13 protein-coding genes are annotated in these 14,925 nt (G+C 58.0%); 8 read left to right on the top strand and 5 right to left on the bottom strand.

All coding sequences use genetic code 11. The annotated features are described in order from the left end of the window. Positions 1-69 precede the first annotated feature (69 nt). The 5 genes from MK208_RS13820 to MK208_RS13800 form a co-directional block, all read right to left on the bottom strand. A complete protein-coding gene (locus MK208_RS13820) occupies positions 70-555 on the bottom strand; it encodes a (2Fe-2S)-binding protein (protein ID WP_294117489.1) in 486 nt (161 codons plus the stop codon). A gap of 143 nt (positions 556-698) precedes the next feature. Further along, positions 699-1,685 carry a molybdopterin-binding protein gene (locus tag MK208_RS13815; protein WP_294117486.1) on the bottom strand — a complete coding sequence of 329 codons (987 nt, stop codon included), beginning with the start codon at positions 1,683-1,685 and terminating at the stop codon, positions 699-701. After that, positions 1,682-2,650 (bottom strand): XdhC family protein, encoded by a 969-nt coding sequence (locus MK208_RS13810; RefSeq protein ID WP_294117484.1) that lies wholly within the window; start codon positions 2,648-2,650, stop codon positions 1,682-1,684. The genes MK208_RS13815 and MK208_RS13810 overlap by 4 nt, the downstream gene beginning before the upstream one ends. 89 nt (positions 2,651-2,739) lie before the next feature. Then, on the bottom strand, positions 2,740-3,996 hold the full coding sequence (locus MK208_RS13805; protein WP_294117481.1) for a VWA domain-containing protein: 1,257 nt from the start codon (positions 3,994-3,996) through the stop codon (positions 2,740-2,742). A 60-nt stretch (positions 3,997-4,056) separates the two neighbouring features. Continuing rightward, on the bottom strand, positions 4,057-4,965 hold the full coding sequence (locus MK208_RS13800; protein ID WP_294117478.1) for a MoxR family ATPase: 909 nt from the start codon (positions 4,963-4,965) through the stop codon (positions 4,057-4,059). A gap of 206 nt (positions 4,966-5,171) precedes the next feature. Here MK208_RS13800 and MK208_RS13795 point away from each other — a divergent pair, with 206 nt between their 5' ends. The 8 genes from MK208_RS13795 (at position 5,172) to MK208_RS13760 (ending at position 14,918) form a co-directional block, all read left to right on the top strand. Further along, positions 5,172-6,116 carry a phosphoadenosine phosphosulfate reductase gene (locus MK208_RS13795; protein WP_294117476.1) on the top strand — a complete coding sequence of 315 codons (945 nt, stop codon included), beginning with the start codon at positions 5,172-5,174 and terminating at the stop codon, positions 6,114-6,116. A 72-nt stretch (positions 6,117-6,188) separates the two neighbouring features. After that, positions 6,189-7,232: a dihydroorotase gene (pyrC, locus tag MK208_RS13790; RefSeq protein ID WP_294117474.1), complete on the top strand. Its 1,044-nt coding sequence runs from the start codon at positions 6,189-6,191 to the stop codon at positions 7,230-7,232. A gap of 27 nt (positions 7,233-7,259) precedes the next feature. Next, positions 7,260-7,940, top strand: a complete 681-nt coding sequence (locus MK208_RS13785) for an orotate phosphoribosyltransferase (RefSeq protein WP_294117472.1) — start codon at positions 7,260-7,262, stop codon at positions 7,938-7,940. 194 nt (positions 7,941-8,134) lie between these two features. Then, positions 8,135-9,625, top strand: a complete 1,491-nt coding sequence (locus tag MK208_RS13780) for a replicative DNA helicase (protein WP_294117470.1) — start codon at positions 8,135-8,137, stop codon at positions 9,623-9,625. 215 nt (positions 9,626-9,840) lie between these two features. Further along, a complete protein-coding gene (alr, locus tag MK208_RS13775) occupies positions 9,841-10,878 on the top strand; it encodes an alanine racemase (protein ID WP_294117468.1) in 1,038 nt (345 codons plus the stop codon). After that, on the top strand, positions 10,875-11,660 hold the full coding sequence (locus tag MK208_RS13770; RefSeq protein WP_294117466.1) for an ABC transporter permease: 786 nt from the start codon (positions 10,875-10,877) through the stop codon (positions 11,658-11,660). Before alr ends, MK208_RS13770 begins: the two co-directional genes overlap by 4 nt. Beyond that, positions 11,657-12,403: an ATP-binding cassette domain-containing protein gene (locus tag MK208_RS13765; RefSeq protein WP_294117464.1), complete on the top strand. Its 747-nt coding sequence runs from the start codon at positions 11,657-11,659 to the stop codon at positions 12,401-12,403. Before MK208_RS13770 ends, MK208_RS13765 begins: the two co-directional genes overlap by 4 nt. 112 nt (positions 12,404-12,515) lie before the next feature. Further along, positions 12,516-14,918 carry a calcium-binding protein gene (locus MK208_RS13760; protein WP_294117462.1) on the top strand — a complete coding sequence of 801 codons (2,403 nt, stop codon included), beginning with the start codon at positions 12,516-12,518 and terminating at the stop codon, positions 14,916-14,918. Positions 14,919-14,925: the final 7 nt, after the last annotated feature.

Here is a 14,925-nt window from a genome sequence, read left to right as displayed (position 1 = left end):
AGCCACACGCGACCGGCTTGAAATCAAAACCAGTTATGCCCGCGCCTCCTCAAACGCGGTCAAAACGACTCACTCGGCTGCGATGCTGCTCACATCCTGACCACTAGCTGCCATGATCGCCTTGACGATGTTGTGGTAGCCTGTGCAGCGGCAAATATTGCCTTCCAGATGATGGCGCACTTCAGCTTCGGTGGGATTTGGGTTGCTTTTTAATAGATCCGCGGCAGACATAATCATGCCAGGCGTGCAGAAACCGCATTGCAAACCGTGATGATCCTGAAACGCCTGTTGCAACGCGTTCAAAGTTCCATCCTGTGCCGCTTGGCCTTCAATTGTGTCAACTGATGCACCTTCAGCTTCCATTGCCAACATCGTGCACGATTTCACGGCAACACCGTCTACGTGAACCACACAGGCTCCGCATTGGCTTGTGTCGCAGCCGACATGAGTTCCAGTTAATCCCAGGGTTTCTCGAAGAAATTGACTGAGCAAAGTGCGTCCTTCGGCGTCTCCGGACATTTCTTTGCCATTCACGGTCATGGTGACCTGTGACATTGGCTCCTCCCGATTTGGCTATTGTCATTAGGCAAGAGTAAAGCAGCAGCCACGCAACTTGAGAAGACGGTTTTTGTGACAATTCCTAGAGGGGGCGTAGACATTGGTCGTAGCTGCACATGCAGCACAAAACCTCAGCCTTCCTAGATGCCCTTCTCACGGGGCATCGGGCGGATCGGGATTTCTTTCAGTAAACCACCAACGCCCATGGCGGCGATGTCATCGTGGGACACATCCAACCCGCAGATCACGCGCTCCAGAACCCAATCTGCGCCATTTAATGCAGGCGAGCGTGCGCAACCTGGCAATCCGATCACCGGCTTCTCGCCAAACCTCCCTAGGAACAGCAGGTTACCCGGATCTACCGGCATACCAAAGCGCTCCACTGTCCCGCCAGAACTCCGCAGTGCCTCTGGAGCCACATCCATCACATCCGATGTTGCCGAGGCCGTCAGCACAAAAATAACATCTCCGGGTGCTGCCGCAATTGCCTGCGCAAGAGGGACTTCCTGGTGTGGGACCAGAACCCGCTCACTTAGGTGCATCCCCATGCGATCCACACGGCCTGCCATGGCGCGACGGCCTTTGTCGGAAGGGATGTCTCCTATAGTCGTCTCAATCAACGTCGCCGATGAAAAAGCTGGCCGCAACAACGAGACGGCGCCTTTCGCAACAGACGTTGCCGCTCCAAGCGCAGCGGCCGGCACGGCATATGAAATGATTTTGATGGTCGCAATCATGCCATCTGCGTCGACACGATGAAAATCCGGCACCGTGGCAACCGTGATCATTGGATCAATCGCATTGATCTTGTGCACAATCGCGGAATTGATCCGCATCACCCCGCAATGCTCAGCGTAGAGATTCACCCGCCCGGCCCCGGCGCCAGTGGCGCGAATTCCTTCGATGCCAGCTAGAATCGCCTGCGCCAGTTTTGAGGCCGCGTTGTCTTCATCGACGTCTGCGTCTTCTAGACGGGCAACCGTTACTTCTTGAAACCCTGCATCCTTGAGAGCGGCCAAGTGATCTTGCCCAAGGACGGTGCCTTTGGGGATACGTTTCTCAGCCACCAGAGAGTGCGCCAAGACAGCGCCCAGCGCATCCGCAACAGGAACCGCACCAAACTTCATGCGCCCTTCCTCAACAGTGATAGGATCTCGCTGAGAATGGAAACGCCAATTTCCGACGGGCTCGCCGCCCCGATATCCAGACCAATTGGGCCGTGTACGCGCGCAATGACTTCTTTGGAAAAGCCAGCCTCCGTCAAACGCTCCACCCGTTTGGCATGCGTGCGTGTGCTGCCCAGCGCTCCGACATAAAACGCGTCTGATTTCAATGCGATGTGTAGCGCGGGATCGTCGAGTTTGGGGTCATGTGTCAACAAAACCAATGCTGTTCGTGCATCCAGACCAATTTTCTGAATCGCTTCGTCCGGCCATTCATCCAAAATGGTTTCCCCCGGAAAACGCGCTTCTGAGCCGAAGGCCGATCTGGGATCGACAATAATGGGATCAAATCCCGCAATCCGCGCCATCGGGACCAAAGCCTGCGCGATGTGAACGGCCCCAACAACAACCAAGCGCAGCGGCGGATTGTGAATAGCCACAAATCGACCGTCTTCTTCTACGCCGGATTGGTCCATACGGAAGCGGCCTTCGAACCCTTCCCGGATCAGGATACCGCCCCCTTTTTCGGCATTCGCTACATAGGCCACTGCCTTTCGGTCTGCCCTTGCGGCGACCAATCCAGAAAGCACCTCTTCTGAGATTACCGATCCGACAGGTTCAAGCAGGACCTTGATCGTGCCACCGCAGGCCAAACCCACGGCAAAAGCGTCGCCGTCGCTTACGCCAAATTCAAGCAAAGTGCCTTTGCCGCTGTCGATCGCGTCCATGGCTTCCACCATGACCGCCCCTTCGACGCAGCCGCCCGAAACCGAGCCTTCAATCTGTCCATCACCTGAAACCACCATTTGCGACCCAACACGGCGCGGCGCGGATCCCCAGGTTTGCACAACCGTTGCCAGCGCAGCTCCGCGCCCAGCGCGATGCCACTCCAACGCCAATTCCGGCGCGCCTTTTAGAATCTGGCTCATGTTATCCTCCCTCAGCGCAAAACATGGGCGTGGACAGGTCAAACAGCAAGAGAGACTGTTCGACAAACACCATTTCCGCCCGCCGCATCTTATTGAAGTCCCTGCAAAAGTCTCGCCTTCTCGCCGATGTCGTCGGGGCGAGAGAGCGCTTCCGCCAGCGCCTCAATCGAGGCAATGGAATGCCCCGCACGAAAACTGTCGACATGCGGCAGCATCGCGCGAATACCTTGTGCCTTGGCAGCGAACCCCTCCCAGCGGAGAAGCGGGTTCAACCAGATCAACCGACGCGCGGATAAGTGCAGACGTTGCATTTCTTTGGTCAACTCTTCAGGCGCCCCTCGGTCCAGACCGTCGGTGATCAACAACACAACCGCCCCCTGCCCCATCACCCGACGCGACCAGTCCCGATTAAACGCGTGCAAGCATTCACCAATCCGCGTGCCGCCCTCCCAATCTTGCGCTTCCGCGCCGGCAGAGGCCAAAGCCGCATCCACATCACGGGTGGCCAAGTGGCGGGTGATGTTGGTGAGCCGCGTACCAAACGTGAAGCCATACACACGTGCCCAGCCCGCGCCTTTTTGGTTGGCAACCGCATGCAGAAAATGCAGTACCATGCGGCTGTATTGGCTCATGGAGCCGGAAATGTCGCAAATCACCACCAGATTTGGCCACCGGATGCGCTGGCTTTTGCAGGCCAACCCAGACAGATCCCCACCTTGGCGCATGTATTGCCGCATGGTGTTCCGCCAATCAATTTTGGCCCCTCGGGGATCAGACTTCGTGCGCCGGGAGGCAATCGGTTTTACCGGCAAAGTCAGACGGGACAGCATTCGTTTGGCTTGCGCAATTTCCTCCGTGCTCATTTGCTCAAAGTCCAAGGTGCGCAGTTTCTCCTCAGCCGACATGGTCAAAGACGCATCTATCTCAATTTCAGTGCCTGCCTTTTCCTGATCCACACCCTCAGGAAGGTCTTGGTTTGCCCCATCGAGCAAGGCTTCTGCAGCACGTTTCTCTCCTGCTTGCCCCGCGCGCTCTTCCTGCACACCTCGCACGGCAGGCAGCATCATCGACATCATGTGTTCCAGATACCGTGGATCGCGCCAATAGAGCCGGAAAACTTGTGAAAAAACAGTGCGATGCTCAGGTCGTGAGACAAAACAAGCGTGTAAGGCCCAATAGAAGTCCTGCTTGCTGGTGAACCCGGACGCCTCAACCGCCCGGATGGCGTCGATCACTCGTCCTGGACCGATTGGCAAACCGGCCTTGCGCAAAGCCCGGGCAAACCAAGTGATGTTTTGCGTCAGTTTTGGGTCGTCCGGGATTTCAAGCGGCAGGTACTCAGCCATCGACCAAAACGGGGGGGCAGCCCCCCATACCCCCCTGGATATTTGAGGACAAATGAAGCATCAGACAGGTTCCAAAGAGGCGCGGGCCTCGTCCAGCAGGCGTTTGACTTCTGAGCCTTGCAGCTTTGCAATGTCGTCTTGATACTTGAGCACCGCCCCCAGCGTGTCGGCGATCACCTCCGGGCTGAGCGTCAAAACATCCAAGGCCAACAGACACTTGGCCCAATCAATTGTTTCCGCCACGCCGGGTTTTTTGAAGAGATCTTCGGTACGCAATCGTTGCACGAACGCCACCACTTCGCGGCTCAAACTTTCAGCGGCTTCCGGTGCACGCGCCTGCAGGATAGCCATTTCGCGATCAAAATCCGGGTAATCGACCCAATGATAGAGGCACCTGCGCTTGAGCGCATCGTGCACTTCACGGGTCCGGTTAGACGTCACAATCACGATCGGCGGATGAGGCGCTTTGATGGTCCCGATTTCCGGGATGGTCACCTGAAAATCGCTAAGTGCCTCAAGCAAGAAAGCTTCAAAAGGCTCATCTGTACGGTCTAATTCGTCAATCAAAAGCACCGGAGCTCCTGCGGGATCAGGACGCATGGCTTTCAATAGGGGGCGCTCAACAAGGTAGTCCGGCCCAAAGAGTTCTTCCTGAAGTGCACCCCGATCTGCGCCACCACTGGCCTCAGCCGTGCGGATGGCCACCATTTGGGCGGCAAAATTCCATTCATAGACCGCGCTGGAAGCATCCAGACCTTCGTAACATTGCAAACGGATCAGGCTGCGCCGTAAAGCCGCCGAAAGCGCTTTTGCAATCTCGGTTTTGCCGACCCCGGCCTCCCCTTCCAGAAAGATCGGACGCCCAAGCCGCAGCGCCAGAAAAACAACGGTCGCCAGAGGCCGACCACACACATAGCCTTCTGCAGCCAAAAGTCTTTGGATGTGGTCGATGCTTTGAATGTCCTGCATGGGGGGCCTTTGGCTGAATCTGCTTCGCTCACGCTGCATCGCGGACCCAGCCGCGTCAAGCACCGCCCCCCACGACAAAAGTTGTAGAAAATCGCAATGCGCTCCCAATTTTCGCCGCAAATGGGCTATAGGGTGTCTCCAAAGGCCGCAAAACAAGGCCTACTCATCAGGCCAAAACGGCCAGGGGCGTAAGGAAAAACATCGATATGCAGGACACCGCAAACGGCTTTGATACGCCGATGCTTGGATTGTCACGGGATCAATGGCTGACGCAATTGGAGCAAGTTGCAGACGCCAACGGGCATTTTCTGCCCCTTGGAAAACGCCACTGGGCGACCCTGGTGGAAGACAAACCCGTGCTGCTGGTCACCTTTGAAACCATTGATAGCATTCAGAAACGCGACGACACAGGCCATCCATTGGGGTGGGAATTGGTGCGCGAGTTGGGCTGGTCTCATCTATGCATCCTGAGTGACGGCGACACATGGTTCCGCGATCCGGAGGTGATTGCCTATTTTGATCGCCTGTCAGATGACGGCTTCTTTGATGAGTTTGACGAAGTGGTGTTTTACGGCGCAGGGTCTTGTGGCTATGCGGCGGCGGCATTTTCGATTGTCGCGTCGGATGCGCAAGTGGTTGCTGTCCGCCCGCAAGCCACGCTGTCACCCCGGCTTGCAGGATGGGACAAACGCTTTCCACGCGCACGCAAGATTGCTTTTGACGGGCAGTATGGCTTCGCACCTGATATGGCAGCCGCGTCGGACCGCTGTTTTGTGATTTACGACCCCACCCAAGCCATGGACGCCGTTCATGCCGCTCTTTTTGCACGTGAAAATACGGTGTTGCTACCAACGCCACATTTGGGCGCCGTTCCAGAGGAAGACCTGTTGGAGATGCAAATTTTGTACCGGGTGTTGGTGAAAGCGGGGGCTGGAACCTTGAGCCGGGCAGCCTTTTACAAACTTTACCGAGCGCGGCGAGCCCATGTGCCGTATCTGAACCGCCTATTGCGAAAGGTGTCACAAAAGAAACGTCCGTTTGTCACCGCCTTGCTCTGCGCAAACGTCGCGCGGCGCTTGAAAGAGCCGCGATACCTGCGCCACTTGAACGCGTTGGTACAGGATGCCGATCAAGGCAGGTTGGCGAGCTAAAACCGGCGCAAAACTACTAAGTTTTGCGCACAAAGACTAGCCACTGGACGCGGCTTTGTGTAAGCCGCGCCTATGACCCAAAATCTGACAATTGCCCGCCCCGATGACTGGCATCTGCATCTGCGCGATGGCGCTATGCTGCAAGCTGTTCTGCCAGAAACCGCACGCCACTTTGCCCGTGCGATCATTATGCCCAATCTGGTACCGCCGGTTGTGACCGGTGCGCAGGCCGCAGCCTACAAAGACCGCATTATGGATGCTCTGCCAGATGGCATGAGCTTTGAGCCGCTGATGACGCTGTACCTGACCGAGGACAGCGACCCAGAAGATATTGCGGCAGCACATGCAACCGGTCTGATCAAAGCGGTCAAACTCTACCCTGCCGGCGCGACCACCAACTCCGCCAGCGGCGTGTCAGATTTCAAAAACGTGCGCGCCTCGCTGGAAAAAATGTCCGAGATTGGCCTGCCGCTCTGTGTGCATGGGGAAGTCACCCATCATGACGTCGATATTTTTGACCGCGAGGCGGTGTTCATCGACAAGGTGCTCGATCCAATCCGCAAGGCGGCTCCGGGTCTGCGCGTGATTATGGAGCATATCACAACCAAAGACGGTGTTGCGTATGTGCAGGACCATGCGACCGATCTGGGCGCAACAATCACCACGCACCACCTAATCATCAACCGCAACCACATCCTCGTGGGCGGGATCAAACCGCACTACTACTGCCTGCCTGTGGCCAAGCGCGAAGAGCACCGTTTGGCACTGCGCGCGGCAGCAACTTCCGGTGATGCGCGGTTCTTCCTCGGAACCGACAGCGCGCCGCACCTGGATGGTGACAAAGAAAGTGCTTGCGGCTGTGCCGGGTGTTTCACCGCCACCAACACCATGGCGCTTTTGGCGCATGTGTTTGAAGAAGATGGTGCGCTCGACAAGCTGGAAGGCTTTGCGTGCCGCAACGGTCCAAACTTCTATGGCCTACCGGTGAACCAAGAGACCATCACGCTTGTGAAGAATGACCAAGCAACTGTCTTCCCTGACAAAATCGAGAGCGCCAATGGGCCGGTCACCGTGTTTGATCCGGGCTATGACGTGTTCTGGACCGTTGCTGACTAAGAAATCCCGCTGCCAAAGGATGCCCAAATGATCCCAACTGCCTTTCCGCCAAAAGAAGAAATCGCCCGCCTAACAGCCCGCATGCTGCTGGAAATTGGTGCGGTGAACTTCAACACCGATGAGCCCTATACGCTGGCCTCTGGGCTCCCGAGCCCAAGCTACATTGACTGCCGCAAACTGATCTCCTTCCCGCGCATCCGTGCGACCTTGATGGATTTCATGACCGTCACCGTGATGCGGGAGGCCGGTTTTGAGGCGTTTGACAACATCGCTGGCGGTGAAACCGCAGGCATTCCGTTTGCCGCATTGGTAGCAGAGCGCATGGCGCTGCCGATGACGTATGTGCGCAAAAAACCAAAGGGTTACGGCAAAAACGCGCGTATCGAAGGCGCGATGAGCGAAGGCGAGCGCGTGCTATTGGTGGAAGATCTGACGACCGATGGCGGCTCCAAACTGTCCTTTGTCGATGCGATCCGTGAGACCGGCGCAACCTGTGGCAACACGGCAGTGATTTTTTACTATGACATCTTCCCGGAAACCGAGAAGACATTGGGCGATCACGGCGTGGCGCTGCACTATCTCTGTACCTGGTGGGACGTGCTGGCAGAAGCCAAAGCGCAAGGTGTCTTCTCCGAAGAGACGCTGAACGAAGTGGAGACCTTCTTGAAGGACCCACGCGCATGGCAGGAAGCCCGAAAGGGCTCCTGAGATTTTCGGCGGAATTCCGAGCATATTTGAGGCGTGAAAACGCCTCAAAACCACTAGATGTTGACGCATCCACGCCCGTCCTGACAATATCGGGGCGGGCGAAGTTATCCACAGGCGATCCACAAAAACATACAAGTTGCCCAGTTTGAGTCCGCTGGTTTAGAACCAGCCGGGTGGGGCAATTGGGGACAGACATGAACGAAATCGCGAGCATCAATTCGGGCGAAACCGCATCTGCAGAAATTGAGGCGCTGCCGCACTCCATCGAGGCTGAGCAACAGCTTCTGGGGGCGATTCTGACCAACAACGATATTTTTGATCGCGTTGCCTCTGTGATCAACTCGTCGCATTTCTACGAGCCTGTGCATTCGCGCATTTACGAGATTGCGGCAGCCCGGATTGCGAAGAACAATCTGGCGTCACCGGTTACTCTTAAAGCCTTCCTAGAAGACGACCCTGGCCTGATCGAATTGGGCGGCCCGGCCTATCTGGTCCGACTGGCCGGATCGGCAATTTCTTCTTTTGCCGCAGCGGATTACGCGCAGATGATCTATGATATGGCGATGCGCCGTGAGTTGATTGATCTGGGCAACAACATCGCGTCCAAGGCCAAGAAAGCGGACATCAAGCTGGAGCCAAAAGAGCAGATCGTGGAGGCCGAACAGGCGCTCTATAAGCTGTCGGAACAAGGTTCTGCAGAGCGGGGCTATGTGTCCTTCCTGAAGGCGGTGACCGAGGCGGTGAATACGGCCAACGCAGCTTACCAGCGAGACGGTGGTCTAGCCGGGATTTCCACCGGTCTGATTGACCTCGACAAGAAGCTTGGCGGCCTGCACCCATCGGACCTTTTGATCCTCGCCGGACGCCCCTCGATGGGCAAAACTTCGCTGGCCACAAACCTCGCGTTTAACGTCGCAAAGGCTTATAAAAAAGGCATAAAACCGGACGGCAGCGAGGGCGCTGTTGAAGGTGGCGTGGTGGCCTTCTGTAGCCTCGAAATGTCAGCCGAACAGCTTGCGGCACGTATCTTGTCTGAGGCGGCGGAGATCCCGTCTGAGCAGATCCGTAAAGGGGACATGACCGAGGAGGAGTTCCGCCGATTTGTGCAAGCGGCAAAAGACCTTGAGGCCTGTCCGCTCTACATCGATGACACCCCTGCCCTGCCGATTGCGCAGCTCGCGGCACGGGCGCGACGCCTGAAACGGACCCATGGTCTGGACCTGCTGATCATCGACTATTTGCAGCTGTGTCGTGGTACGGCGGACAACCGGGTGCAGGAAATTGGTGAGATTTCTATGGGCATGAAGGCAATTGCCAAGGAACTCAACATTCCGGTGATTGGCCTGTCCCAGCTGTCGCGTACGGTGGAGAGCCGGGACGATAAACGCCCTCAGCTCAGTGACTTGCGGGAATCTGGCTCGATTGAGCAGGATGCCGACGTGGTGATGTTTGTGTTCCGCGAAGAGTACTATGTGGAGCGGGAAAAGCCGTCCGATGACCGGCTGGACGAGATGGCGGCCTGGCAGGAACGTATGGAGCGGTTGCACGGCAAAGCCGAGGTGATCCTGGGTAAGCAGCGTCACGGCCCTATTGGGACGGTGGAACTGTCGTTTGAAGGGCAGTACACCCGCTTTGGCAACCTTGTTCAGCCCTGGCAACAGGACGGCGGCGGAGACGAGTTCTAAGCGCCCTGTCCCTCCCCCTCGAATCGCCGCTTTAACCTGCGGTTTTAGCGGCGATTTGCACGTCGGTATTCTGTCGGTTTTCCGACTGTTTTGCGGAGGTGCGTATTTCCGACGCGCCGCAAGCAGCAATTGTTAAGCCACAGTTCGCAGCAACGGGGAAAAACGCACCGCCTTTGGCCTTGACCTCGCGGGGTCAGACGTCAACAAACACCGTCATGGCTACTGCAACTTTGACAATCGACCTCGACGCCCTGATCAGCAATTGGCGGGCGCTGGATGCACAGACGGAAGTGACCACCGCCGCGGTGGTGAAAGCCGACGGATACGGACTTGGCGCGGACCGAGTGGCGCGGGCGCTGATGCGCGCTGGTGTGACCCGCTTTTTTGTCGCCGCCGCCGAAGAAGGTGCCAGCCTGCGCCAAGCGGTGGGACCGGATCCGGAGATCAACATCTTTGGCGGTCATATGCGCGGCGACACCGATATGATCAGTGACATGCATCTCACCCCGATGTTGAACTCGGTGGATCAGATTGTGCGTCATGTTGAAGCGCTGCCGGCACATCCCTTTGGCATTCAGCTGGACACCGGCATGAACCGGCTTGGCCTTGAAGCCCCAGAATGGGAAGCGGTGAAAGAACTGGTGTTGCAGCGCGGGCCGACCCTAATCATGTCGCACTTGGCCTGCGCCGATGAGCCGGAGCATCCGATGAACCCGCAACAACTGGCGGCGTTCAAGGAGATGACGGATGGGCTGGACATTCCGCGCTCGCTGGCCGCGACAGGTGGTATCCTTCTGGGGGATGACTATCACTTCGACCTGACCCGCCCTGGTGTGGGGCTATATGGCGGCATGCCGTTTGTGGATGCCACGCCCGTGGCCAGCCTGCGTATTCCGGTGATTCAGGTGCGCGACGTGACCGAAGGGGAAAGCGTGGGTTATGGCAATTCTTGGATTGCCGAGCGCGACAGCAAGGTTGCGACGATTGCGGCGGGTTATGCCGATGGTCTCCTGCGGGCGATGAGCGGCAAAGTGGCCACCTTTGCTGGCGAGGATCGCTGCCCGCTGATTGGCCGAATTTCCATGGACCTGATTGGCATCGACGTGACCGACCTGTCCGAGGCGCCACGTGAGGTGGAACTGCTTGGACAACATCAGTCGGTGGACACGCTTGCCGATGCCGCCGGCACCATTGGCTATGAAATCCTGACCTCCATGGGGCAACGCTATCAGCGCCGGTACAAATCTTCATGAAGCTGATTGTGGCTCCCCTCAATGCGATTGGGCGTAGCACGCTTGGCATGCTGACCTCCTTTGGGGAGGTCGTGCTGTTTGTCTGGGGCGCGCTGAGCCATATTTTCCGCCCGCCGTTTTACGGCCGCGAGTTTTTGAGCGCGCTGTTTAACATCGGCTGGTTAAGCCTGCCGGTGGTGGGCATGACCGCGATTTTCACCGGTGGTGCGTTGGCTTTGCAAATCTATGACGGCAGTTCGCGGTTTTCCGTGGAAAGCGTGGTGCCGCAGATTGTGGCGATTGGCATGGTGCGCGAGCTTGGCCCGGTCCTGGTGGGCCTGATGGTCGCCGCCCGCGTGACCAGCTCGATTGCCGCCGAGATTGCTACGATGAAGGTGACCGAGCAGATTGACGCGCTGGTGACCCTCTCGACCCATCCAATGAAGTACCTTGTTGCCCCACGCGTGATGGCTGCCATTCTGGTGGTGCCTGCGCTGGTGGGCATTGGCGACATCATTGGCATCTATGGCGGGTTTCTGGTGGCGACGGAAACGCTGGGCTTCAATCCCGCGACCTATATCCGCAACACTGCCGACTTCCTGCAGGTCAATGACGTGGTCTCCAGCCTTGTGAAGGGCTCCGTGTTTGGCGGAATTGCCGCCGTGATGGGCTGCTATGCCGGGATGCATTCTGGTCGTGGCGCCCAGGGCGTGGGCCGGGCCACCAAAAGCTCCGTACAAGCCGCCGCGGTGATGATCCTGGCAGCCAACTTCCTTCTGACCAGCCTGTTCTTTGCCTCATGATCCAGTTTGACAATGTGCATAAACGCTTTGGCCCCAAACGGGTGCTGCAAGGGGTGAATCTCGAAATTGCCAAGGGCAGTTCGATGGTGATTATTGGCGGGTCCGGCACCGGGAAATCGGTGATGTTGAAGTCCGTGCTTGGGCTAATCACGCCAGACAGCGGCACGATCACCGTGGATGGGCAAAACGCCACCCAAGGGGATCGCGATGCCTTTCTCGCGCGGTTTGGCATGTTGTTTCAGGGCGGCGCGCTGTTTGACAGCATGACCGTTTGGCAAAACGTGGCGTTCCGCCTGTTGCGGGGCAGTCTGAAACGCCCCAAGGAAGAAGCGCGAGAGATCGCCATTGAGAAGCTGCGCCGGGTGGGGTTGACGCCTGATGTGGCGGATCTTTACCCGTCTGAGCTGTCTGGCGGGATGCAGAAACGCGTGGGGCTGGCCCGCGCCATTGCGGCGGAGCCGGAGATCATCTTTTTTGACGAGCCAACCACCGGCCTCGACCCCATTATGTCCGGTGTGATCAATGACTTGATCCGCGAGATTGTGGTAGAGATGGGCGCCACGGCGATGACCATCACCCACGACATGAGCTCTGTGCGCGCAATTGCCGACAACGTGGCGATGCTGCATGGCGGGGTGATCCAATGGACCGGCCCGGTGAGCCAGATGGACGCCAGCGGCGATCCTTATCTGACACAGTTTATTTCCGGCTCAGCAGAAGGGCCGATTGAGGCGGTAAGATAGAAGAACTCTGACGAGCTCTCTGAACAAGCCGCGCGCGTTAGGCGCGATTCACCTTTTCCTAACCTTTTGTTCGCACAATGTTCGCTGTGTTTTGGTAAAAGGTAATTCGGGTATGTCAGAGAACGAGCCGCAGCCGCCGGTCACTCCAGTTGTGGGCACAACCGGCGACGACAGCATCACCACGGGCGACGGCGTTGACAGTGTCAACGGCCATGCAGGCAGTGACACACTGACCTCCGGGGATGGCAATGACCTTGTCGCGGGCGACATGGTTGGGCGCGAGTGGGTCTACATTGACGGACGTTGGGTGTATAATCCGGACGCCATTGTCAGCAACGGCGACGCCGAAAACCGTGCCTATGATGATGTGATCAGCACAGGTGCCGGTGACGATGTGGTGCTAGGCAACGGCAGCAATGACAGCCTGGTGTCCGGGGCTGGCGCGGACACCGTGAACGCGGGCACCGGGCGTGACACGGTGGACGGCGGCGCGGGCAATGATGTGCTGAACCTGGAAACCGGCAACGACCTGGCCCAGGGCGGACTTGGCGCGGACACCGTGAATGCCGGAGATGGCAACGATCTGGTCTATGGCGACCTGCAAGACGGCAACCTGCTTGCGGGCGGCGCGTCGGGCGCCGCAACATTGGGGCAACTTGCCGAGGGTGGATGGACCCGGGACGCGGAAGGCACGCTGTCGCAATCAGTCGCCACGCAGATGGGCGAGACATATACCATAAGCTTCGAATTGGCCGCCAATCTGGCAGGCGGCGCCACCAGTGGCAGCGTTGAGCTGCTGTGGAATGGCGAGGTGATTGGCACCGTATCCACCACCTCCGGTGTGTTTGAAACCCACATCTTTGAGGTCAGCGGCAGTGGCGATGCGGGCGGATTGACCCTGCGCGAGGTGCCGCCGGAAAACAGCGGACCGGACATCAATATGGACGGGCCGATCTTTATCTACCTCAAAGAGATCAACCTTGGTGGAGATAGCGTTGAGGTGGCAGCCTTTGCGCCAGGGCAATCCAAACTGTTCCAGATGATCGACGGGCAATTGAACGTGTTTGATCCGGAAACCGAGCAGTATGAGCTCGCGGGAGACCCAACTGGCTTGCGGATCAATGCCATTGGGTTCAACACCGAGGACGATCTGATCTATGGCATCGCCAAGGCCAATGGCGTGGACGCATTGGGCAACCCTGTGTGCATCCGCGATCTGGTGATGGTGGATGCCGAAGGCCACGCCTATCGAGTGGGGGAAACCCCGGTGGCGGATTACGTTGGCGATTTCGATGACGCGGGCAATCTCTGGACCTTCCAGAGCAGCCTGAACCGCGTCACGATGATCGACGTGAACGCTCTGGACGCCAGTGGCAATCCTTTAGCGACAAGTTTTGACCTGCCCAATGGCCTGTTTGGCGGGCGCGCCTATGATGTTGCGTATAATGCCAAAGATGATGCCTTTTACGCGGTGGAATCTCCGGGGCGCAATGGCGAGGCCGGCGCCGTGCATCGCATCGACCTGTCAGATGTGCCCAGTGGCGGTGCACCGCACATCACGTCAGTCGACATAAGTGCCACGCTCTATGACGACGAAATGACAGCCGGCATGCCCAAAGGAGCCTATGGCGCGGTGTTTCTGGATGGGGACGGCAACCTCTATTTTGGCCTGAACCGCGGCGACCATGATCTTGACGGCAGCACCGGTGCCTCAGGCGCCATCTACCGCGTGGAGGTCGATTGGGCGGATCAGGCAGCCTACGCAGAATTCATGGCCGAAGCCCAAAGCACCGGCAGCAACGACGGCGCGGTAGATCCGCGCGCACCCGATCCCTTTGCGCCGGTCGATCCGGACGGCACCGTGCTGATCCGCGACCCCATTGTCATGGGCTCAGCAGGTGGCAACGACAAGCTGCGCGGCGGTGACGGGGACGACACGCTGCATGGCGGCGGCGGCAATGACACAGTGCAAGGCGGCAAAGACGACGACCTGATGTATGGTGACAGCGGCAACGACAAACTGTTTGGCGGCTCCGGAGATGACACGGCCTCAGGCGGGACCGGTGACGACAGGATTATTCTTGGTGCCGGTGATGATGAAGGGCACGGTGATGCCGGGCGAGATTTTCTGCACGGGCGCTCTGGCGATGACTCGCTGGATGGCGGATCCGGAACCGACAAGCTGGTTGGCGGTGAGGGGGCCGACACGCTGCAAGGAGGAGAAGGCAATGACCACCTGTGGGGCGGCAATTGGTGGAAAGACGGCGATGCCGACACCTTTGTCACCCAGGCCGGCGGCGGACGTGACATGATCCACGATTTCGAAGTGGACCACGATGTGATCGATTTGAGCAGCTATGGTCTGCAGTACGCCGACCTTGTGGCACATATTCAGGACAAGGGCTGGGCCACGGTCATCGATCTGAGCGCCTTGACAGGCGGGGAAAGCGGCGACCGGCTGATCCTGAAGTCGGTCGATCCAGGCGATCTGGACGAAAGCAACTTCCTGCTGTGAGGTGATC

The organism is Shimia sp. (assembly GCF_022448905.1).
In the GTDB taxonomy this organism is placed as follows: domain Bacteria; phylum Pseudomonadota; class Alphaproteobacteria; order Rhodobacterales; family Rhodobacteraceae; genus Shimia.
The sequence above is the reverse complement of the archived record's forward strand: the minus strand, read 5'-3'. Positions and strand labels throughout refer to the sequence as shown.

Coding starts and splice junctions, on each gene's coding strand:
- MK208_RS13780 (WP_294117470.1), top strand. CDS start 8,135: ATGAACGAAATCGCGAGCATCAATTCGGGCGAAACCGCATCTGCAGAA.
- MK208_RS13770 (WP_294117466.1), top strand. CDS start 10,875: ATGAAGCTGATTGTGGCTCCCCTCAATGCGATTGGGCGTAGCACGCTT.
- MK208_RS13800 (WP_294117478.1), bottom strand. CDS start 4,965: ATGCAGGACATTCAAAGCATCGACCACATCCAAAGACTTTTGGCTGCA.
- pyrC (WP_294117474.1), top strand. CDS start 6,189: ATGACCCAAAATCTGACAATTGCCCGCCCCGATGACTGGCATCTGCAT.
- MK208_RS13810 (WP_294117484.1), bottom strand. CDS start 2,650: ATGAGCCAGATTCTAAAAGGCGCGCCGGAATTGGCGTTGGAGTGGCAT.
- MK208_RS13765 (WP_294117464.1), top strand. CDS start 11,657: ATGATCCAGTTTGACAATGTGCATAAACGCTTTGGCCCCAAACGGGTG.
- MK208_RS13785 (WP_294117472.1), top strand. CDS start 7,260: ATGATCCCAACTGCCTTTCCGCCAAAAGAAGAAATCGCCCGCCTAACA.
- MK208_RS13760 (WP_294117462.1), top strand. CDS start 12,516: ATGTCAGAGAACGAGCCGCAGCCGCCGGTCACTCCAGTTGTGGGCACA.
- alr (WP_294117468.1), top strand. CDS start 9,841: ATGGCTACTGCAACTTTGACAATCGACCTCGACGCCCTGATCAGCAAT.
- MK208_RS13820 (WP_294117489.1), bottom strand. CDS start 555: ATGTCACAGGTCACCATGACCGTGAATGGCAAAGAAATGTCCGGAGAC.
- MK208_RS13795 (WP_294117476.1), top strand. CDS start 5,172: ATGCAGGACACCGCAAACGGCTTTGATACGCCGATGCTTGGATTGTCA.
- MK208_RS13805 (WP_294117481.1), bottom strand. CDS start 3,996: ATGGCTGAGTACCTGCCGCTTGAAATCCCGGACGACCCAAAACTGACG.
- MK208_RS13815 (WP_294117486.1), bottom strand. CDS start 1,685: ATGAAGTTTGGTGCGGTTCCTGTTGCGGATGCGCTGGGCGCTGTCTTG.